This window comes from Burkholderia lata (assembly GCF_000012945.1).
Taxonomy (GTDB): domain Bacteria; phylum Pseudomonadota; class Gammaproteobacteria; order Burkholderiales; family Burkholderiaceae; genus Burkholderia; species Burkholderia lata.
The window spans coordinates 829,708-849,758 of record NC_007509.1 but is presented as its reverse complement, the minus strand read 5'-3'; the positions used below and the strand labels follow the sequence as shown (position 1 = coordinate 849,758).

The 20,051-nt window shown below is 61.5% G+C and carries 22 protein-coding genes; 12 read left to right on the top strand and 10 right to left on the bottom strand.

Annotated features, from left to right (window positions below):
* Nucleotides 1–141: 141 nt before the first annotated feature.
* Nucleotides 142–1,866 (top strand): ABC-F family ATP-binding cassette domain-containing protein, encoded by a 1,725-nt coding sequence (locus tag BCEP18194_RS03620; RefSeq protein WP_011349946.1) that lies wholly within the window; start codon nucleotides 142–144, stop codon nucleotides 1,864–1,866.
* Between the two features lie 120 nt (nucleotides 1,867–1,986).
* On the opposite strand, the gene BCEP18194_RS42420 is transcribed toward BCEP18194_RS03620, so the two are convergent.
* On the bottom strand, nucleotides 1,987–2,367 hold the full coding sequence (locus BCEP18194_RS42420) for an N-formylglutamate amidohydrolase (protein ID WP_011349945.1): 381 nt from the start codon (nucleotides 2,365–2,367) through the stop codon (nucleotides 1,987–1,989).
* Between the two features lie 150 nt (nucleotides 2,368–2,517).
* Nucleotides 2,518–3,753 (bottom strand): threonine--tRNA ligase, encoded by a 1,236-nt coding sequence (thrS, locus tag BCEP18194_RS39125; protein ID WP_157687113.1) that lies wholly within the window; start codon nucleotides 3,751–3,753, stop codon nucleotides 2,518–2,520.
* 515 nt (nucleotides 3,754–4,268) lie between these two features.
* Between thrS and BCEP18194_RS03610 the strand changes: the two genes are divergently transcribed.
* Nucleotides 4,269–4,868, top strand: a complete 600-nt coding sequence (locus tag BCEP18194_RS03610; protein WP_011349943.1) for a DJ-1/PfpI family protein — start codon at nucleotides 4,269–4,271, stop codon at nucleotides 4,866–4,868.
* On the opposite strand, the gene BCEP18194_RS41035 is transcribed toward BCEP18194_RS03610, so the two are convergent.
* From BCEP18194_RS41035 to BCEP18194_RS39120, 3 genes are all read right to left on the bottom strand, one after another.
* A complete protein-coding gene (locus BCEP18194_RS41035) occupies nucleotides 4,849–5,190 on the bottom strand; it encodes a hypothetical protein (protein ID WP_157687112.1) in 342 nt (113 codons plus the stop codon). The two genes, BCEP18194_RS03610 and BCEP18194_RS41035, sit on opposite strands and share 20 nt — an antisense overlap.
* Before the next feature lie 272 nt (nucleotides 5,191–5,462).
* The gene (pstS, locus tag BCEP18194_RS03605; protein WP_011349941.1) at nucleotides 5,463–6,488 is read right to left on the bottom strand and encodes a phosphate ABC transporter substrate-binding protein PstS; all 1,026 of its coding nucleotides are present in this window, start codon (nucleotides 6,486–6,488) and stop codon (nucleotides 5,463–5,465) included.
* 411 nt (nucleotides 6,489–6,899) lie between these two features.
* Nucleotides 6,900–7,115, bottom strand: a complete 216-nt coding sequence (locus tag BCEP18194_RS39120; RefSeq protein WP_081436549.1) for a hypothetical protein — start codon at nucleotides 7,113–7,115, stop codon at nucleotides 6,900–6,902.
* A 202-nt stretch (nucleotides 7,116–7,317) separates the two neighbouring features.
* Here BCEP18194_RS39120 and BCEP18194_RS03600 point away from each other — a divergent pair, with 202 nt between their 5' ends.
* A complete protein-coding gene (locus BCEP18194_RS03600; RefSeq protein ID WP_011349940.1) occupies nucleotides 7,318–7,632 on the top strand; it encodes a hypothetical protein in 315 nt (104 codons plus the stop codon).
* A gap of 383 nt (nucleotides 7,633–8,015) precedes the next feature.
* On the opposite strand, the gene BCEP18194_RS03595 is transcribed toward BCEP18194_RS03600, so the two are convergent.
* From BCEP18194_RS03595 to BCEP18194_RS03585, 3 genes are all read right to left on the bottom strand, one after another.
* Complete coding sequence (locus tag BCEP18194_RS03595) at nucleotides 8,016–8,420, bottom strand: hypothetical protein (protein ID WP_041492479.1); 405 nt, start codon at nucleotides 8,418–8,420, stop codon at nucleotides 8,016–8,018.
* 176 nt (nucleotides 8,421–8,596) lie between these two features.
* Nucleotides 8,597–9,838 carry a dicarboxylate/amino acid:cation symporter gene (locus BCEP18194_RS03590; RefSeq protein WP_063712405.1) on the bottom strand — a complete coding sequence of 414 codons (1,242 nt, stop codon included), beginning with the start codon at nucleotides 9,836–9,838 and terminating at the stop codon, nucleotides 8,597–8,599.
* Nucleotides 9,822–10,484, bottom strand: coding sequence for a GntR family transcriptional regulator (locus BCEP18194_RS03585; RefSeq protein WP_011349937.1), 663 nt, complete (start codon nucleotides 10,482–10,484; stop codon nucleotides 9,822–9,824). The genes BCEP18194_RS03590 and BCEP18194_RS03585 overlap by 17 nt, the downstream gene beginning before the upstream one ends.
* A 150-nt stretch (nucleotides 10,485–10,634) precedes the next feature.
* Between BCEP18194_RS03585 and BCEP18194_RS03580 the strand changes: the two genes are divergently transcribed.
* From BCEP18194_RS03580 to BCEP18194_RS03560, 5 genes are all read left to right on the top strand, one after another.
* On the top strand, nucleotides 10,635–11,099 hold the full coding sequence (locus tag BCEP18194_RS03580) for a GNAT family N-acetyltransferase (protein ID WP_011349936.1): 465 nt from the start codon (nucleotides 10,635–10,637) through the stop codon (nucleotides 11,097–11,099).
* 336 nt (nucleotides 11,100–11,435) lie between these two features.
* Nucleotides 11,436–11,882: a lysozyme inhibitor LprI family protein gene (locus BCEP18194_RS03575; RefSeq protein ID WP_041492478.1), complete on the top strand. Its 447-nt coding sequence runs from the start codon at nucleotides 11,436–11,438 to the stop codon at nucleotides 11,880–11,882.
* Nucleotides 11,875–12,168, top strand: coding sequence for a hypothetical protein (locus BCEP18194_RS03570; protein WP_041492477.1), 294 nt, complete (start codon nucleotides 11,875–11,877; stop codon nucleotides 12,166–12,168). Before BCEP18194_RS03575 ends, BCEP18194_RS03570 begins: the two co-directional genes overlap by 8 nt.
* A gap of 264 nt (nucleotides 12,169–12,432) precedes the next feature.
* Nucleotides 12,433–12,759 (top strand): EthD family reductase, encoded by a 327-nt coding sequence (locus BCEP18194_RS03565; RefSeq protein WP_011349934.1) that lies wholly within the window; start codon nucleotides 12,433–12,435, stop codon nucleotides 12,757–12,759.
* Between the two features lie 312 nt (nucleotides 12,760–13,071).
* A complete protein-coding gene (locus BCEP18194_RS03560) occupies nucleotides 13,072–13,620 on the top strand; it encodes a glutathione peroxidase (RefSeq protein ID WP_011349933.1) in 549 nt (182 codons plus the stop codon).
* A 45-nt stretch (nucleotides 13,621–13,665) separates the two neighbouring features.
* On the opposite strand, the gene BCEP18194_RS03555 is transcribed toward BCEP18194_RS03560, so the two are convergent.
* Complete coding sequence (locus BCEP18194_RS03555) at nucleotides 13,666–14,496, bottom strand: GntR family transcriptional regulator (protein ID WP_157687111.1); 831 nt, start codon at nucleotides 14,494–14,496, stop codon at nucleotides 13,666–13,668.
* Nucleotides 14,497–14,522: 26 nt separating this feature from the next.
* Nucleotides 14,523–15,428, bottom strand: a complete 906-nt coding sequence (gene murQ, locus BCEP18194_RS03550; protein WP_011349931.1) for an N-acetylmuramic acid 6-phosphate etherase — start codon at nucleotides 15,426–15,428, stop codon at nucleotides 14,523–14,525.
* Between the two features lie 316 nt (nucleotides 15,429–15,744).
* Between murQ and BCEP18194_RS03545 the strand changes: the two genes are divergently transcribed.
* From BCEP18194_RS03545 to BCEP18194_RS03530, 4 genes are all read left to right on the top strand, one after another.
* On the top strand, nucleotides 15,745–17,286 hold the full coding sequence (locus BCEP18194_RS03545) for a PTS transporter subunit EIIC (protein ID WP_011349930.1): 1,542 nt from the start codon (nucleotides 15,745–15,747) through the stop codon (nucleotides 17,284–17,286).
* Between the two features lie 70 nt (nucleotides 17,287–17,356).
* A complete protein-coding gene (locus BCEP18194_RS03540; RefSeq protein WP_011349929.1) occupies nucleotides 17,357–18,475 on the top strand; it encodes a porin in 1,119 nt (372 codons plus the stop codon).
* 71 nt (nucleotides 18,476–18,546) lie between these two features.
* Nucleotides 18,547–19,434 (top strand): hypothetical protein, encoded by an 888-nt coding sequence (locus BCEP18194_RS03535; protein ID WP_157687110.1) that lies wholly within the window; start codon nucleotides 18,547–18,549, stop codon nucleotides 19,432–19,434.
* Entirely contained in the window at nucleotides 19,412–20,011 is a 600-nt protein-coding gene (locus BCEP18194_RS03530) for an AraC family transcriptional regulator (RefSeq protein ID WP_011349927.1), read from the top strand. The genes BCEP18194_RS03535 and BCEP18194_RS03530 overlap by 23 nt, the downstream gene beginning before the upstream one ends.
* Nucleotides 20,012–20,051 lie beyond the last annotated feature (40 nt).

Genomic DNA, 20,051 nt, shown 5'->3' with positions numbered 1-20,051 from the left:
CTCTCGCCTGAGTTCCATCGCGCTGCGATAACCCGGTCAGAGCAAAGCCTTCTCCTTCCGAGTCCTTTCTCGACTCCAAAGTTGTCGCCAGCGCTCCTGTTGACAGGGACAAACACGTCCCGAAAAAACGAGAGCAAGAGCATGACAACCCTGATTTCCGCGCTTTCCTTGAATCTGGAAACCGGCCATGGCCCGCTATTCCAGGACCTTTCCTTTACCGTAAAACTTGGCGACCGCATCGGCCTGATCGGCCACAACGGCTGCGGCAAGAGCAGTCTGCTTGATGTATTGGCGGGCAGCCGCGAACCCAGTGTCGGTAGCGTGCAATATGCGGCAATGTGCCGCCTGCAACACGTCGAGCAGCATCTCCCGCCAAGACTTGCCGACCTGACGACGCGAGAGGCGTTGCTGGAGAGCGTCGGCGAGCAACGAGCCGAGCATTGGCGGGTAGACAGTCTCCTGGACGATCTGGAACTGGCCACTGCGGCGGACATACCCGTTTCCGACCTGAGCGGCGGGCAGCACACGCGTTTGCTGCTGGGACGTGCGGTACTGACGCAGCCGAATCTGCTGTTGCTTGATGAACCAAGCAACCATCTGGATCTCCCCTCGTTATTGTGGCTGGAAAATTTCCTGCGCCGCTGGCAGGGCGGCTTCATCCTCGTGTCGCACGACGCGCGACTTCTGGACAGCCTCAGCGACAAAAGCTGGATTCTGCGCGATCAGCGCTTGTACGGTTTCGACATGCCGTGCAGCCGGGCCCTGGTCGCGTTGGCCGAGGCCGACGCAACGGCACAAGCGCGTCGTGCAGGCGAGCAAAGCGAGATAGACCGGCTGGCCGCCAGCAGCAAACGTCTGGCCATCTGGGGGCGCGAGCACGACAACGAGAAACTGTCGCGCCAAGCCAAGTCCATGCAAAGGCGTGTCGAAAAACTCAAGGAAGACCAGACCTTTGTCAGTCGTGGCAGCCCGTGGCGCTTGAAGCTACAAGGAAGACCATTGGCGGCCGACCGTCTGATGGCCTTCGAAGGGCTGCATGTACGCGCCCAGGCAGAAGAGCCGATCCTGTTTGAGGTTCACGATTTGTGGTTGCGGCCAGGTGACAAGGTCGCCCTTCTGGGCAGCAACGGCACGGGCAAATCCTCGTTGTTGCGCCAGTGCTGGAGCGATCTGCAGCAGGGAGAAGCGCGCATGGGTTGGCGTTATCATCCGGCGGCGCGCATCGCCTACTACGATCAGTCGTTGCATCAACTGGCCGACGACGCCACTTTGTCTGACGCGCTGTATAAATTTGCGCCGGTCGGCGACAAAGAGCGACGGCAGGCGTTGATTTCTGCCGGGTTTGCGTATGTACGTCATGGTCAGACCGTAGCCACGCTGAGCGGCGGCGAGCGGGCTCGTCTGCTCTTTCTCGCGCTGTCCATGGCGAGCTACCACCTGTTGTGGCTTGACGAGCCGACCAATCACCTGGATATGGAAGGCAAGAGTGAACTTGCCGCCGCGCTGGCGGCGTTCGATGGCGGTTTCATTCTGGTTTCGCACGACCGCGAATTGATCGAGCGCAGCTGCAATCGCTTCTGGGCAATCCATGACGGGCGCTTGCAGGAATTTCCGGATGCTGAAAGTGCGTATCGAAATTTGTTCACCTCTCGTGAGCCCGCTGCACCCGAGCAGATTCCGACCGCACGGAACCACAGCGGCGTTCAATCCACCAGCAGCGACGCCGACGCACAGTGGCAACGGTGGTGTCAGTTGGAGACATTGCTGACGGCAGAGCTCGCACGCAAACCGAAACATCAAAAGCCGCAACTGCAGGAACAGTGGCGGAAAGAAATGCGGCAACTGGAACAGGCGCTTGGGCTTTAAGGCGTATGTGACGGGTGTGGTTCGCAGCAGCGCGGCGACGTCTGACTGGCGATAGGCACGGACTGGTTCGGTGCCTCCTGGTGCCGCCTGCCGCCAGTATCCTGCGATTCCACACCCGCTTTACGTTCTGAGCGAACGCCTGGAACGTTTGTGGAGACGTGGTGGTGTGGCCGCAGTTCCCAAGGCCAACATCGAAAGTCGTCGGCCCCATGAACGCGTGCAGGTCAGGCGCAGGGCATGACCAAAGTTTGCGACCGTCGCATCGATTTCTGTCTCGAGCCTCTGGTGAAACGGCCGATGAATGCAGCCGATCCTGACGGCTGCCTCCGCTGCAGCGGGCTCGAGCATATACACCGGTTCCCCGTCGTACGTGCTTGGCGTGACTGGTGATTTTGTCCATTTCCCAAGGGGCAATATCGGGAGGAACGTGGGTGCTGCTGTGCGGGATCGTCGCCAAAACGGGAATCGTATTCTCCCGGGCAGCGTGAACCTCGAAGGCACGCACGTATCCAGACGGCATGCTGCGATCCTCTATCGTGAATTCATGAGGACCTCGCCCCGTTTCGGTCACGCTACTTCAACATCAAGATCGTTAATCAACGAGCGATTCCGAAAGGGGGCGAGCGTCGATCGCGACGTGGCTTTGCGCAATTATGGCGACGGTGCCTTGGCCTCGCACGATAAAACCGTGATTGCCTCATCAAGCGGCAACGTCACCTGATCGCCGTTGCGATTTCGGATACTGACCGTTCCATTCCGTTCATCGCGTGCCCCTACGGCAATCAAGAACGGAATCTGCAATTTGCGGGCGTCAATGATTTTTCGCTCCAGTCGCTCGGCGCGGCAATCGGCAACGACGCGCAGCCCCGCGTCATCAAGCATCTGTACCACCCGCATTGCGTACGGTGCGTGTGCATCACTGATACTCGCCACGACAATCTGTTCAGGCGCGAGCCATACAGGCAACCACCCCTCGTAGTGTTCCAGCAGGATTGCGATGAAACGCTCCATGCTGCCAAGTACGGCGTGATGCAGCATGACAGGCGTCTCTTGTACGTTTTCCGCGTTGATGAAATGCGCGTTCAGCCGTCCGGGGAGCACGAAGTCCAGTTGAATCGTCCCGCATTGCCATTCCCGGCCACGACGGTCGGCCAGCTTGAATTCGAGCTTGGGTCCATAAAAGGCACCTTCGCCCTCGGACAGTTCGAATTCCAGGCCGGCTGCCCGGGCAGCGGCCGCAAGCGATGCTTCGGCTTGATCCCAGACGGCTTCCTCGCCCGCCCTTTGCATCGGCCGCGTTGCCAGCGCGACCGTGACGGACGAAAACCCGAGGTCTGCATAGACAGCCCTCAGCAAGTTGCAAAAGCGCGCTACTTCATTTTCGATTTGCGATTTCGTGCAGAACACATGTGCATCGTCCTGCACGAACGCACGTGTGCGCTTGAGTCCTTCCAGCGATCCGGATGGTTCGTCGCGGTGACACGCACCGAACTCGCTATAGCGAATCGGCAACTCACGATATGAACGAAGCCCCTGATTGAAAACCTGCACATGACATGGACAACTCATCGGTTTCAGACAAAGCGCCAGCGCATCGTCGTGATCGACATCGGCTGATGGCTCGATCGGCGATCGATCGGGGAGCGCATACATTTGCGAGCCGAACTTGTCCCAATGTCCACTGCGTTCCCACAGCGAGCGCGCCAGTAGTTGTGGCGTGCGGATCTCGCGAAAACCCGCGCGACGCATTCGCATTCGCACGTAATCTTCCAGCACGCGGTACAGCGCCCAGCCGCGTGGATGCCAGAAAACCATACCTGGACCTTCCTGTTGCTGATGGAACAGGCCGAGTTTGTTTCCGAGAATGCGATGATCGATGTCGTTCACGATGACTCCGTTTAGATGCGTGCTGGTAACACACGGAGCGCCGTAAACGCCAAGAGCCCCGTCCGTTGCCGGCGGGGCCCTTGGTGGTATGCAACTGCCGAAACTACTGCGCGCACCCTCCAGACGACCCGCCGTTACCGGTGGTCGTCGTGGTGGTGATGCTCGAGAGGGAAATCGGTTTGCGTTGCATGGAGCCACGATAAATCAAGTGAACCGGTTGCGTCAATTGTGTCGACGTCGCTCGCTCTGCGCTTCAGCTCGACGATGGCATCATCAAATGCATGCGAGTGGTCGTCGCAGCGGGCCGTGCTGGCGATTGAGCTGCTTCGTGATGTGAGGGAATGACCGGGTCCCTATGTGTCGAATGCTTCGTCGGGGTTACTTCCCCAAAGAGCGCGCGTAGACCCGCGCATCGCTTTCCCGGCGGGGCTTTGTCAGATCGCTTTCGCCAACGTAAATCCGTTCATCACGCCGATCTGGCAATATGCATCGACAGACCTCAGCCAGGGCACCCCATGCACATCGCTATTCTGACCTTCCAGGGCTTCAACGAACTCGACTCGCTCATCGCACTGGGCGTACTCAACCGTATCAAGAAGCCCGACTGGCGGGTAACGCTTTCATGCCCGGAGCATTTCGTCACGTCGATGAATGGTGTGACCGTGCAGGCGCAGTCGACGTTGGCGGACGCATGCACGGCGGATGCCGTCATCGTCGGGAGCGGTATTCGAACCCGGGATGTCGTCAACGACGCGACGCTGATGGAGCAGTTGAATCTCGATCCGGCCCGGCAACTGATTGGCGCGCAGTGTTCGGGCACGCTGGTTCTGGCAAAGCTTGGCCTTCTCGACAACGTTCCGGCCTGCACGGACCTCACAACCAAACCCTGGGTCGTCGAGGCGGGCGTCGAAGTCCTCAATCAGCCATTCTTCGCTCAAGGCAATGTCGCAACCGCAGGTGGCTGCTTTGCTTCGCAGTATCTGGCCGCATGGATCATTGCGCGCCTGGAGGGCGAGGAAGCCGCACGGAGCGCACTGCACTACGTGGCGCCGGTCGGGGAGAAGGACGAGTACGTTGCTCGGGCGCTGACGAACATCACGCCTTACCTGTCGTAGCGCAAAAAAAGATGGCGCTGCCGCCATCGCCGTGAGCCGGGTTCAGCAGTAACGATGGGTTCCCGACCCCGGCTTCCCCGGGGCGCTCGGTTGCCACGTCGTTTGGTTGCTGTGTGGAAGCGGGGGCGAGAATGTTCGATGACTCATTCAGACAGAGCCATTCGGTGCCCCCGGTTTGCAACGGATCGGACTCCACCAGCCAGTTCGTCTTGCAAAGACGGCAGCGATACTGCCGCACGACAATTGCCGGTCGACCTAGCGGCCGCAATTTCGTTGGCTTGTGCAATTCCACCAGTCCGCGATGTGCGACAGGATCGGACATCAGGCGCATGTTCGTGCAGGCTTCGCAAGGCATGGGTGTCAGCCTTTCAGGAGCGCGTCGGCCAGGTGAAGCACATCTTCGCTCATGGTTCAAATTGTCCGCTGATTGCAACGTGATCGGCAGTGCGTCCGTCCGACATTCAAATCAAGCACGCTCGCCATCACGGTGCGCGTCGATCGTCGGTCATGACGGACCTTCTGGCAGGTCATCGAAGGGACGTCCTCCTTCGCTGCGAGGCGAAGGCAGGCGATTGCGTGTCCCATCCGGAGCATTCAGTTTGCAACCGGCTTACCGGAGGCATCCTTGACCTTCGCTTTCCATTGCTTGCGAATTTCGGCCACCACGGAATCGGGAAGCGAGATGTAGTCCAGATCCGAGGCGGCCTGATTGCCGTTGTGAAATGCCCAGTCGAAGAACTTGAGCGTTTCTGCACCTTGTGCCGGTTTCTCTTGCGTTGCGTGCAGCAGCACGAACGTCGCGCCGACGACCGGCCACGCGTCTTTGCCCGGCTCGTCCGTCAGGATCTGGTAGAACGACTTCGACCAGTTCGCACCTGCCGCAGCGGCCTTGAACGTTTCCGTCTTCGGCTCGACCACCGTGCCCGTCGAGTTTTTCAGCGCGGTGTAGACCATGTTGTTCTTCTTCGCGTATGCCCATTCGACGTAGCCGATCGCGCCCGGCAGGCGCTGCACGAACGCTGCAACGCCGTCATTGCCCTTGCCGCCGGTGCCCGTCGGCCAGTTGACCGTCGTGCCTTCGCCGACCTTCGACTTCCATGTGCCGTTCACCTTCGACAGGTAGTTCGTCCAGATGAAGCTCGTGCCCGAACCGTCGGCGCGGCGAACTACAGCGATGTCCGTATCCGACAGCTTGACCTTCGGGTTCAGTGCGGTGATGGCGGGGTCGTTCCACTTCGTGATCTTGCCGAGGTAGATGTCGCCGAGCACCGGGCCCGACAGTGTCAGTTCGCCGGCCTTCACGCCCGGCACGTTGACGACGGGCACCACGCCACCGACCACCGTCGGGAACTGGAACAGGCCTGCCTTCGCGAGCTCGTCATCCTTCAGCGGAGCGTCCGAACCGGCAAAATCGACGGTCTTCGCGTTGATTTGCTTCAAGCCGCCCGACGAGCCGATACCTTGATAGTTGACCTTGCCACCGCCCGACTTCTTGTACGCATCGGCCCACTTTGCGTAGATCGGTGCGGCAAATGTGCTGCCCGCGCCGGTGATATCCGCAGCGTGAGCACTGAGGGCAACAAGAACCAGGGTGCAGGGAATCAAGATCCGGATGTTCATGTAACGCCTCCTGTCTGCTATCGGCATGCCGGCCCGCAAGCGGGCCTCGGTCTAGAAGTCTGACGGGTCGAGTGGGATTTGCCGGTCGTCTTTCGGAAACGTCTGTCGATTGACTGCGGCAGTGACTGTCTCTCGATTGCTTTCAAACACGGTGAGCCATGGCGTGGGGGCAGCCGTCTCTGTGCCGCATTTTTCTCGCATGACGTCCGCCGGAAGCTTGATTGAAACGTACCCCCACCGGGGCCGCAGGCAGAGAGCGGCCGGCTTGGGTCGTCATTGACGATCGGGTCGGTCAGACAAGTGGCGGAGTCCGTCATCGTGCGCGGTACTGGTCTCGCGTCGAAGGGTGATAGGAGTATTGCAGGTGGCTGTGAAAACTCAAGGACGATGCAATTGCTCGATCCGCCACGTTCAATGCACGTCACTTGCGACGATGGTGGCCAACGCTCGATCGCCGTCGCGTTGGGCCGTGTCTTCATTGGAAAAGATGTGGTGACTGAAGGCGATCAGTTTGAAGCCGGATCCCGCGGAGCGGGGAACGGTGATGCCCCAGTGCCAACCACCATCTTGCTGGAACACATGGAGGGCTGGGGGTGCTTGGCTCAGTGCTGGTGAAGAAGTCGTCATGGCGTGCTCTCCCGTCATGGGGCGACTGCAGGGCAGCTGCATTGGATTCGCGAACCCAGTCTACGGATACTTTTGCTGCGGCGCAATATTCGAATCTCGCGAAAATGCCAATGTATGAATCGCCACAATTTTGAAATACAAATATGCAACGCCGGAGATGGCTGGCATATTGATGTGACGATTAGGATTTTCCGGAGGCTTTATGGATTGCAGTTCGCTTGTGTGGGCGGGGGTGCCGCATAGCAGCGATGGCGTCGTGTTTCAGATCCGAGTCGGCCGCGGACTTCAGCGTTTTCATATTGCTCGATTGATTCTCGAAAAGGCGTGCGATCTTGAGCGATTGGCATCGGATGCGCGGCAGCTCGAATGCTTTTATGAGCACTTGGCACCGATCCTGGCAGTCGCACGGAAGATGCGCTCAAAGGCGAAGGCCGATACGGTGTCGCTGAATGTTTCGGATTTTGTTCGAACGGGGAGTGCCCGGGGCGAGCAGGGGGCCTGGGCGGCGATGCGGTGAGCGTCGTAGTGAGGTTGACCGGACGGCGTTATCGGTCTCAGAACGCGCGGGCGTAGGGCTTGGCGTGCTTCACGTGTTGCGTCTTGTCACGTGCGGCGCTGGTACCGCGGCATTGTTGGCGGGATGTTTTTGCGGGCTTTCGCATAGCCTCGTGATTGAGCCTCGCGATGAAAGGGCGTCGCTCAACGATCACATACCCACGAATGAAAAGCGCTGGCCGGTGAACTGGCCAGCAAAATGGTCCTGGCGATCCGAGGTTGAGTGTGCCAGAACCGTAGGCACTGAACGGCGTGCGCGTGCGGCCAGACGGTCGTGTCAAACGAACGGTCCCGAAAATCGGGGCCTTTCCGTCTCGAGCTTGCGCAATAATCTGTGATCGCAGTTTAGGCTGGGCAAGCGGATGCGACCATACGGGTACTCACGCTCGGAAACTTGAAGGCATCGTGGGGCTTCTTCGGTACTTTCCAGGTTGCGATCATCGCGTCAGTCGGCAGATAGTCAGGATCGGCCGACGCGACCCCGGCCCACACGCCTCGAGACATCTGCCTGCCATGGAGATAAAAGTTCAGCTCGCGGCCAGCGCGGTCGCAAATACACCGGATTCTTTCCACCGATTGCCCCAATCCTCTAATTCGTGCGATTTGGTTGCGATCGAGCTCGAACAGGGCACTCATCACCCCGTCACAATCGCCAATGCCAATGATGTTGCTGTCATCGGTCAACGCCCACGTCGGATGCGGCGTGCCCAAGCGCAGCATAAAAAACTCTGCAGATTCTGAACCAACCATACTGTTTCCCCTGCAAAAGATACGCCGCTCTACCAACTGAAGATGAATAAGAGCGAACGTTCATCCAATCCTGTTTTCCGAGCCTTACCTGGATGCTCGAGTGGATGTGCCCCAGCGCGTTGCAATGGGCGGGCGCAACACATTGAAACGCCCTCCGCCCGAAGCTTCCGAAGCACTTACACGCTTGCCTGACGAGTCACGGTTTCTGCGGCGATACTGTCGTCCGTACCGGAAAGTTTCACCGCAACAGCAGCTGCCGCGGTGCTCCCGTAGACGTTGAGCGCGGTTCTCCCCATGTCGAAAAAGGCGTCAACACCCAACAGCAGCAGCACCGCGTCGGCCGGCAATCCGATCGACGTCAGAACGATGGTGATGGCTACGATCGCCCCGGAGGGCACATTGGCTGCTCCGTCGATGGTGATGATCGTCAAAATCAAAATCGTAATCGCCAGCGGCCACGACCAGGCAAGATGATAGGCATCGGCCAGATAGCCGACCGCGAGAGCCGTGTAGAGGACAGCGCCGTCGCGATTGAAAATATAGGCCAGAGGCAAGATCGTGGACGCCACGCCGTGGGGAACGCCGAATTCAACCAGCTTCTTCAGGTGCAGCGGGTAGGTAATTTCGGACGAACGCGTCGTGAACCCAAGGATCAGTGGTTCCTTCACCTTCCTGAGAACGGCGAGAGGCGACTGACCGGCGACGCGAATGACGATGGTGAGTACAACCGCCAGAATCGCCATGCCGAGATAGGCCACGCCCAGAAGTTCGATAAGCGAGTGCACGCCGGCAAAGCCCTTGGCTGACAACAGCTGCGCGATCGCGGCGAAGATCGCGAGCGGCGACCATGCGATCACCCACTGGGTCATCTTGAACAGTCCCGACAGCAGCGCCTCGAAAACGGCAATCGCGGGCTCGGCACGCTCCGGTGCAGCCGACAATGCTGCACCGAAAATTACGCCGAACACGAGTACCGGGAGAGAATTCCCTGCAGCGAGCGCAGCGACGATGTTTGCGGGGATCAAATCAACGAGAAATTTCGTCCAGTCGATGCTGGATGCGAGTGCCGTGGGCATCGATCCAGTGTGAGCGACGCTCGCACCGAGACCCGGTCGAAATGCAAAGTTGAGCAGCAGGCCGAGCGATGCAGCCAGGCCAGTCATCAAAACGAAGAAGGCGATACTGGACAGTGCGACTTTTCCAAGCCGCTCGCGAAGCCGGCCCGCACGAAAGACACCGACCGTGACCGACAGGAAGATCAACGGCATGACGACCATCTTGATCGCGTGGCCGAACATTGCGCTCAAAAAGCTTAGCTTCGGGGCAAAGCCAGGCGCAAACACGCCGCAAGCGACGCCCAGGACAAGCCCGCCAAGCATTTGCATCGGAAGGGAAAGCCCCTTATTTTTCGTGTTCATGCCGCGCCTTTAGTAGTTTTATCCGAGCGGGTGTGCCGTCAACGATGTGATTCCACATGTGCTGACGCGCAAGCTCGCCGTCGTTTGCTTCGATTGCGTGAAAGATGTGCAGGTGCTCGATCGTGCCGCGCCGAACGGTTTCAGCGTCGCTACGCGGGAGTTCGTTAAGCGCCAGGGTTTGGGCCCGCAATAGACCATACGCCGATGAGATTCGCACGTTCCGTGCGGCGGCAAACAATGCTTGATGAAATACCCAACCGATACGTTGCTCGAGCATGATGTCCGCGACGTCCTGGTCGATCAGCACCTGCATTTTCTGTGCCGCCTCGCGAAGGTCTGCCGTGACTCCCGATCGGGCAGCAAGAAACGCAGCTGTACTCTCGAGGGCCAGCCGCATTTCAAAAATTTCGCGGAGATCACTCGTCGTCGGCGATGCGACATAGGTCCCGCTCTTTTCGATCACGACGACCAGCCCTTCGGACTCGAGCAAATGCAATGCGCTGCGCACGGGCATTTGGCCGAAGCCGAGTTCGTCCGACAGGCCTCGATGGGATACTTTCTGCCCGGGCGCAAGACGGCCGTCAAAGATCCTCGATCGGATCTCGTCGTAGGCAAGCTCTGCATCTGTCGAGACTTTCGACGTCATCTGTGATCGCAGTTAGCGTATGATTGGAAAAGAAATGACAGATAGGAAATTACCCTTACTGGTAACGCCCGGCAACTGCTAATTTTGCGAGTGGGTATGCTGAAAGAGAACCGGAAGAAAATCTGCGTTACGAAGAGAGCTGATAATTAGATGACTTCACAAGATGTGCGCTTTACCATCTGCGCCGTTCGTGCGGAAGAAACCTATCCCCTCAGGGCCGCAATCTTGATGGCCGGAGATGAGGAGGGGAGCGCTCTAAATGGAGACCTCGCCCCAACGACAATGCACTTTGCCGTTCGTGATAATGACGGCATTGTTGCAGTGGCGTCAGTGTGTAAAGAAGGACAATCCGGTGTATTGAACACTGATGCGTGGCGCCTTCGCGGCATGGCCGTGCATCCATCGGTACGGGGGCTGGGATTCGGACGTCTTCTGGTCAATCTATCCATTCGCCATGTCCGCGAACAGCGTGGAATGTTGCTCTGGTGCACGGCGCGCGAATCGGCCTACCCATTCTACGAAATGCTCGGCTTTAATCGCGATCCGAAACCGATTTCAATGCAGGGGCGCGACGACATGAGGTTCTATCTCATGCAGCGCCAGATCGAGCGCTGATTTTCATCTGCTACTGACGTCAGACGACCTGATGGTGTCTGTGTGGTCTAGTCCAGGCTTCTGCAGTAAGCCTTCTCCGATTGCGTCTGATGTCCATGGATTTCCGCAATCAACCTGAAAAAATCAACGATCGAAGGTGCCCTGGCTTGCCTGGATGGGGCAGCCGACGGCCATTTTCAGTCACTCGACTTGGCCGTGTCGTTCGGTGACAATCGGCTTTTCCAAAGTTGGTCGCGCTTGTTTAAAGCAAGTCAACGATATGTGCTTCGGTCGGCGCTGTCGATCGAGATCGCTGCCAGAATTACTCCGATTGGCACATGAATGGGAAAAACAGGAATGGGAGCAAGCGTGCAGATTCGTGCATCGGCGTTCAGCCACCGTCGCGCAGCGCTCGGCGTCGCCATGGCACTGACATTTTCGTGGTTCACCGCTGCGCAAGCGCGGAGTTGCACACCTGATAGCGTGGCGCCCGAGTGCTTGCTGCAGCGTAGCCAGGATGAATTTCAGCAAGCAGACGACGAGCTGAACCGCACTTACCAAAAGGTTTTGACGTCGATGTCTCGGCCACGTGACGAGTACGTCAACTATCCGGCACTCAAGGTGAAATTTGTCGAGGCGCAGCGGCAATGGGTCCGCTTTCTCGACAACGAGTGTACCGCTTGGTATCTGATAAACGAGGCAGGCGCAGATCGCAATCTTGATCTACTGACTTGCGAAATTGACAGAACACGTGATCGTACGCGTGAATTGAACGCTTGGCTGAAGCAAGTGAGCCATGATTAGCGCAGCGCTGGATGAAGACAGCACTATCAGGTTGACGGATATCGGAGACAGGCTGGTTCACTCGGCGAACCAAGAAGCGCTGCCGAATTATGAGCAGGCGCTTCTTCGGTCCCTCGCACGACAGCCCAGCGAGTTCGGTGTCTGCATGGTTGGCCGACTGCTAAATGCAGGCATACAAGAAGTTGGCGGCATTTCGTTACTCGACACGCTGCGTCAACTGGCCGCCACGTCGCAGTCTCTGCGCATCCGTGAGGCCGCCGCAGGTTTCGCGTCCCGACACAACTGAGCACTGTCGAGTGATATCCCGTTTGAAAGGCGTCCTCACCCGACTGCCGATTCACAAAGCGTCCGACATCGCCGAACTGCTCCCGTATCGTTCGACACCCAGTGCCATCAAACCGGCAAGACGGGTTCACCGGTGCTTACAATCAGCAGGACGATTACTCCGATTCTGCAAGAAGCCTTCGCCGCGCCCTATATCGGCGACCTCGATGTCGTCTCGCGGGCGGCGGTGCATCGATTACCGTGCAGCAACAAACAGGAGAACCCGATGATCAAAGTCAGTGTCATGTACCCGTACGCCGCAGGCGCGCGATTCGATCATGCCTACTACCGCGAGAGGCACATGCCAATGGTGAAACAGCGGCTCGGCGCTGCATGTCTGTACTACACGGTGGACAAGGGCATCGCAGGCGGTGCGCCGGGTGCTGATCCTGTTTACGTGGCCAAGTGCGACTTCGTCTGCACATCTGTCGAAGCTTTCGAGGCAGCGCGCGACCCGCACGCGCAGGAGATCATGGCCGACATCACCAATTACACGGATATACAACCCGTGCTTCAAATCAGCGAGGTGGTCGTGGAGCGTTCGGAAGTCTGACCGCAGTTCGGATATCGCCAAGCACCGCATCCGCATCCGCATATGGCATGCCCCAGCAACAAGGCGCTGCTTATGCAAGCGCTCAGGCGTTGTATCGAAGTCTGGCGTCTTTCGAGGCCGCCAGTCTGCCCCTGCTCCCCGCGCCTGCAAGCAAGAACTTGACCGATCGCAGTAGGATAGGGCTCTGCTACGGGCAGATCACGCGCGTCGAGCACGCGCCATTGCCGACGACGCGCAAGGTTTTCCAACGAACGCGATACACCGCGACTCCAGCGGTTCGCCAATCAATTCAATCCATTGAAGGATGCAGACATGAGCACGATTTACGATATTCCTGTCAACGCGATCGACGGTGCGCAAACAACCCTGCGGCCCTACGAGGGCAAAGTGCTGCTGGTGGTGAACGTGGCGTCCAAATGCGGGCTGACGCCGCAATACGAAGGTCTTGAAGCGCTCTACGAAGGCAAGCGCGCCGAAGGCCTCGAAGTGCTGGCGTTTCCCGCCAACAACTTCAAAGGCCAGGAGCCGGGCACCGATGCGGAAATCCAGTCTTTCTGCACCGGCACCTTCGGAGTGAAGTTTCCGTTGTTCTCGAAAATCTCCGTGATCGGCGACGACAAGCATCCGCTCTATCGCTCGCTCACCCAGGCGCAGCCGCAGGCGACCGGTGACGGCCCGTTCCGTACGCGCCTCGAAGGCTACGGTATTCAACCGAATCCGGCGCCCGAGGTGCTGTGGAACTTCGAGAAGTTTCTCGTGAGCCGCACGGGCGAAGTGGTCGCGCGTTTCTCGCCCGATACGACCGCGGACGACCCGAAGCTGGTCGCCGCCATCGACGCGGAGCTTGCCAAGGCAGCGTAAGCCGGTGCACGCCGGCCGATCAGCCTGGCGTGCGTCGAATCTGCTTCATGCCGTTGTGGCACCGCCTGCCGGTTGCTCGAGCACCGCGACATAGTCGTAGCGATCGCCGCGATACAGCGAGCGTGTCAGTTCGAGCGGAGAGCCTTCGCTCGAAAACGAGCGGCGCTCGATGGAAAGCACGGGATCGCCCGTGCCGATGCCAAGCAGCTCGGCATCGCGGGCCGACGCCAGCTCGGCCCGCAGGCGCTGGATCGCTCGTCCGGGCTGGACGTTGGCGTCCTGCAGTGCGCGATAGAGCGACTCGCCGAAATCGACGTTGTAGTCGAGCAGTGCGGCCGGCAGTGTCGCGCGCTCGATGGCCATCGGCACCGCGTCCGCCGTTCTGACGCGTTCGAGGCGCAACACCTGCGCGTCCGGCGCGAGGCCGAGCGCGAGCAGTTCGTCGGGCGTCGGGCGGTCGAGTGTTCTCCTGATCCACTGCGACCCGGGCGTGAGCCCGCGCCGCAGCATGTCGTCCGAGAAGCTGGTGATCCGCGCGAGCTGCTGCTCGACCCTGGCGGCGACGAACGTGCCCGCGCCTCGCCGGGATTCGATCAGACCTTGCCGCGTGAGTCGGTCGATCGCGCGCCGCACGGTGTCCCGCGATACCTGGAAGTGTTCGGCGAGTTCGCGTTCGGGCGGCAGGCTTTCTCCGGTCTTCAGCCGGCCCTCGACGATCGCCTCGCGCAGCAGGCGGGCGAGGCGCATCGAGATCGACGATTCGCCGTCGCCACCCGGCGCGCGGAGTTCCGCCGCCCGGGTGGCGTCGAACAAGTCGGTCAGGCCGGCCGGGCGGACACGGGGCCGGCCGCGCGGCATCGGATTTGAAGGTTTCATACGGGTCGTTGCGGTTTGTGAGGGCGTCATGCACGCGTAGAGGGTGCAAGTGTCGCGAGCGCCTTGCGGATCGAGCCGCCAGCGGCATCGGCCAGCCGCTCTGCGCCGGCTCGGTCGACACCCGCGCAGAGCATGAGGATCGCGATGCGAGGCCGGTCGCCCGCCTGTTCGAGCGCGCGCTCCGCCACGTCGGTGGGCACGCCGGCCGCTTGCGACACGATGCCGATCGCCCGCCGGCGAAGCTTGTGATTATGAACCTGGACGTCGACCATCAGGTTGCCGTACGTCTTGCCGAGCGCCACCATCGAAATCGTCGACAGCATGTTGCAGATCATTTTCTGCGCAGTGCCGGCCTTCAGCCGCGTCGAGCCTGTCAGCACCTCGGGGCCGCAGTCGACCTCGATCGCCACGTCCGCGAGCGCGGCCGCCTCGCTGCCCACGTTGCACGCGACGGCGATGGTCCGGCATCCGGTGTCGCGCGCATGACGCAGCGCGCCGAGCACGTATGGCGTGCGACCGCTCGCGGTAAGCCCGACGACCACGTCGCCGCGCGCGAGCCCGGCCGCGTCGAGATCCTGGCGGCCAAGCGTGTCCGAATCCTCGACCGATTCCGTGATGCCCGCGAACCCGCCCGCGACGATGCCGATGATCTCGCCCGGCTGCGTGCCGAACGTGGGCTGGCATTCGAGCGCATCGAGATAACCGATGCGGCCGCTGTTGCCGGCGCCGATGTAGATCAGCCGCCCGCCCGCGCGCAGTGCGTCGGCAATCACCGTCACGCCGGAAGCGATCGCGGGCAGCGCGTGCGCGACGCGCGCTGCGATGCCGGCGTCCTCGCGGTTCATCAGCGCCAGGGCGTCGGGGATACCGAGCGCGTCGAGATTCGCGCTTTGCCCGTTGGGCTGCTCGGTGACAAGGTGCTCCAGATGCATGGCCGTGCGCTCTCCCGGAAGAAGTTCGTCTCATGATAATTGGTACGGATATATTTTGAAACAGGTCTGGCGGTTGTGATCGCTCCGCGAGCCGGACGACGAGCTGAGAATCAACCGGTAAGGCCCCGTGAACACGCGGGTTTCATGAGAATTCTCCAAGCACGGAATATCGATATCAGAAGAACGATTTTGCGAGTTTCTTGATATTTGGTACGGTCCAATTATTGCGAATCCATACCTTTCGCATGGAACCTGTGCGAGCCGCCCTGAGCGGCGGGCAGGCGTGATTCAACGGACCGATCTGTAGGAGCAAGGCATGACTTCGGATGAGAGCGCGCGATTCGACGCGCTGGCTCGCGCAATACTCGGGGCGATCGGCGGGGCGTCGAACGTCCGCCGTCATTTTCATTGCATGACACGCCTGCGCCTGGTGCTCGTCGATCCCGACCGGGCCGACGTTGCCGCGCTGAAGGCATTGCCGGCGGTGCTGGGCGTCGTGCCCGGCGAGCCCCTGCAGATCGTGATCGGCCCGGGGGCGGTCGCGCAGGCGTCAGCCGCCTTTGCCGCCGTGCTGGCCGAGCACCTGGCGCAAGCCGAGGCCGTATCGGCCGATGTCGGCCGCCCGGCCGCCGTGACCGCCGCGGCCGCGCCGGCCACCGGCACGCGCGAGCCGGCCGCTCGCCCCGCCCGCAGGAACACGGCTGCGCACCGGTTCCTGCGGCGCATCGCGAGCATCTTCACGCCACTCATCCCTGCGCTGATCGGCGCGGGCCTGCTCAACGCGATCGCCGGGCTGTTGAAGGTCTGGGTGGCGCAGGCGCCTGCCGGAGGAGCCGGCACGCTGACGTTCGCCGCGACGGTCGCATCGATCGTCGGTTCGGCGTTTTTCGCGTTCCTCGTCATCCAGGTCGGCATGAACGCGGCCGCCGAGTTTGGCGGCACGCCATGCCTCGGCGGTGCGACCGCGGGCATCCTGATCCTGCCCGCGATCGCGAAGCTGCCCGCATTCGCGCTGCCGATCATCGGCGAAATCGCGCTGAAGCCCGGGCAGGGCGGATTGATGGGCGCGCTGCTGGCCGGCGCCTTGACGGCCGGCATCGAGCGCAGCGTGCGTGCGCGTATCGCATCGGCCGCCCAGACATTGCTCGCGCCGACCGTCGCGCTGGGGCTCGCGGGCATCGCAACGCTGTTCATCATCATGCCGGTCGCGGAGTTGCTGACGCAGGCGGTCGGCAGCCTGACCGCGACCTTGCTGCGCGCGGGCGGCATGCCGGCCGCGTTCGTGCTGGCTGCGTCGTTCGTGGGCCTGTTGATGTTCGGCCTGCATCAGGCGCTGATTCCGATCCACGCGCAACTGATCGCGCAGTACGGCTACACCGCGCTGTTCCCGATTCTCGCGATGTCCGGATGCGGGCAGGCGGGCGCCGCGTTCGCGCTGTATTTCCGCACGCGGGACCCGCGCCTGAAGCAGACGATCCGGAATACGTTGCCGACCTGCATGCTCGGCGTGAGCGAGCCGCTGCTGTACGGCGTTACGCTGCCGCTCGGCCGCCCGCTGATCACGGCATCGCTGGGCGGCGGGATGGGTGCGCTCGTGCTCGGCTATTGCGCCGCGCACGGGCACGACGTGGGCGCGACGACGATCGGCCCGGCCAACCTGATGTTGATCCCGCTCGTCACGGGGCCGATGGGGCTCGTGGCGAGCGTCGCGACCTACTGCGCGGCGGTAGCGGTCGCATATTCGAGCGGCTTCGTGCTGACCTGGTTCTTCGGCCTGAGCGACGCGCAGCGGCGCGCCGACGGCACGAGCGGCGTGGACGGCACGGAGCGCCAGCCCGCGGTCGCAGCCGCGCTGTAACGGGGTATCGACCGCCGGGCGACGGGGTGCGCCCGGGCATGCTGTTCTTATAAATTCGGATAACTAAATCATGAAACGCGGGATTCTGTTGGGCGTGGCGCTGTCGTGGGCCGCGTTCGCGCATGCACAGTCGAGCGTGCTCGTATGGGGTCGGCTGGGCGGGGACGTGCAGTACACGTCGAACGTGCAGAAGGCGAGCGGCGGCGCGGGCGCGAGATGGGCGGAGGGCAGCGACTGGGGCGTCAACATCCTGGGTTTCAAGGGAACGGAGGATCTCGGGAACGGCAATCACGCGATGTTCCTGCTCGAATCGGCGTTCACGCCGACCGGCTCGCTCGTGGCCGGGCTGATGTTCCAGCGCGCCGCGTGGGTGGCGCTGAAGAACGATCGGCTCGGCACGATCCGCTTCGGCCAGGGGCCGATGGTCAACAACTACGTGTGGGAATTCGATCCGCTGCTCGAAGAGAACTTCGGCGCGCAGTCGTTCGTCGCGTATCGCAACGGGTCGCGGCTGTCGAACGGGATTCGCTACCTGTCTCCCGACCTGCACGGGTTCTCGTTCGAGGCGGAGCTGAACCTCGGCAACAGTTCGGTCAATTTCAATTCCGGCGACCCGAACAATGCCGGCAAGGCCGGGCGGGCGGATGGCTTCGCGGCCGCCTATACGAACGGCGATTTCCAGGTGCGCGTGCTGTGGGACGAGATTCGCAACGCGCAGGGCAAGGAAGACAACCTGTTCCGCTATTCGCGTGAAGCGTTCGTCGGCATCCGCAACCGCTACGGCCCGTTCCAGGTCCAGGCCGCCTACACGCACTATTCGGCGCCGGATACGCCGGCGGGCCTGTCGGATAGCGCCGACCTCTGGTGGGCAGGGCTCTCGTACGACGTCAATCCCGCGCTGCACGTGCATGGTGCCGTCTACACGATGCGCGTCGGGCCGGGGCGATGGACCGACGATCACGACGGTGCGGCGCGCACGACCATGCTCGGAGTGGGTTGCATGTACAACCTGTCGAAACGCACCTTCCTCTACAGCATGGCGGCCCACGTATTCAACAGCGCGCAGGGGAATTTCGGCGTGAATCCGCAGAACCCGGGGCGTGGGCCGGGCGGCGCCGGCTGGGGCACCAATCCGCCGCCGGGGCAAGGCCAGAGCGGCCTGTATGCCGGCGTGGAGACGCTGTTCTGACGAGCGGCGTCGAGCGGCCCGGTACGGATGCCGGGCCGGATTTCCTGTATCCAACGATCGAGGTAATGACCATGAAGAAAAACGGATTCGTTCGCCGGGCCGCCGCGCGGATCGGCCTTCCCGTCGCGCTGCTGGCCCTGGGCGCGTGCATTGCCGCACCCGGGGCGATGGCCGCCGGACCGTTCACCGTGCTGGACAACACGGCTTATACCGACGTGTCGATCGGCCACGGCGCCGTCAAAATCAATTTCATCCCGGCGCGGTACTGCAAGCCGATCACGGTCGACGCGAGCGGTCGCGCCGTGCTGCCGTCCCGCAGCGTGTGGGTCAACCTGATCAACACGTACGATCCGACGCCCGCCGACGCACCGGGCTATCTCGTGCTCGATTGCGAGGAGTTGTACCTGACCGGCAGCAGCGCGACGGTCGCGAATCACCTGGCCATACTCAAGCAGCTGCAGGCATGGGCGCGCGAAGTGCGGCCCAATCGCGTGCTCGGCTGGTACGGGCTCGTCAACACCGCGCACATCAGCAGCACCGACCCGAATGCCGCGTATCGGGGCGTGGCCGAACTGATGGACCTCGATGGCGGGCGTACCGCGCATTTCCCGAGCGCATACATTCGCGCGAACGGCACCGATTCGTGGACGGGCGTGGACTGGGCGACGCAGCTCAATCGCAACATCGCATCGGCCGCACAGGCGGATGCATTGAGCAGCACGGGAACGCATCCGGTGTTCCCGTATCTGTGGCCGCAGTACTACGACCGGAACACCGTGCTCGTGCCGGGCAGCCAGTGGCAATACCTGCTGAACGACATCAGGGGCACGACGGTGAGCGGGTTCGTGATCTGGGGCGGGCAGAACCCCGCGGTCGAATACAACAGCAGCAACGGCGGAGCCGGTGAATGGGTCGGCGTGACGCAGACGTTGCTGGATGGTCTCGGCGCAGGCAACTGATTGTTGGGGGGCGGCTGATCGGCTGTCGCAACGGTTGCTGTCCGTGCTGCCGCCGGTGCTGGTGCTGAAAGGGTTGCGGGAACGGCCGTTCGAGTGGCTGGAGCTGAGCTGCCATTTCATCCTCGACGAGGCGTTGAGCCCGCGCGCGGGCGCCGCCGCGATGATCTCCCGATTGCTGGATGTCATCTTCGTCCAGTTGCTGCGCACCTGGGCGACGGCGGGCGCGGCAGGGCACGGGTGGCTGTCCGGTGCGATCGATAGCCGGATCAACCCGGCGATGTCAGCGATTCATGCCGATCCCGGACGCGCGTGGAGCGTGAGTGATCTCGCCGAGTTGTCGAATCTGTCGCGGTCGGCTTTCGCGGACCGGTTCCAGCGTGTCGTGGGGCAGGCACCGTTGAGCTATCTCACGACCTGGCGCCTCGATCGGGCGGCGGAGTTGTTGCGGTACAGCCGCGCGCCGATTTCGGATATTGCCGGTCGTGTCGGATATACGTCGGAAGCGGCGTTCAGTCGGGCGTTTCGCGGACGGTACGAGATGTCGCCGATGCAGTGGCGAAAGGTGAATGCGGAGTAGGGTGGGAGTGACTCCGATTCAGGCCGGGCCGATGTCAGCG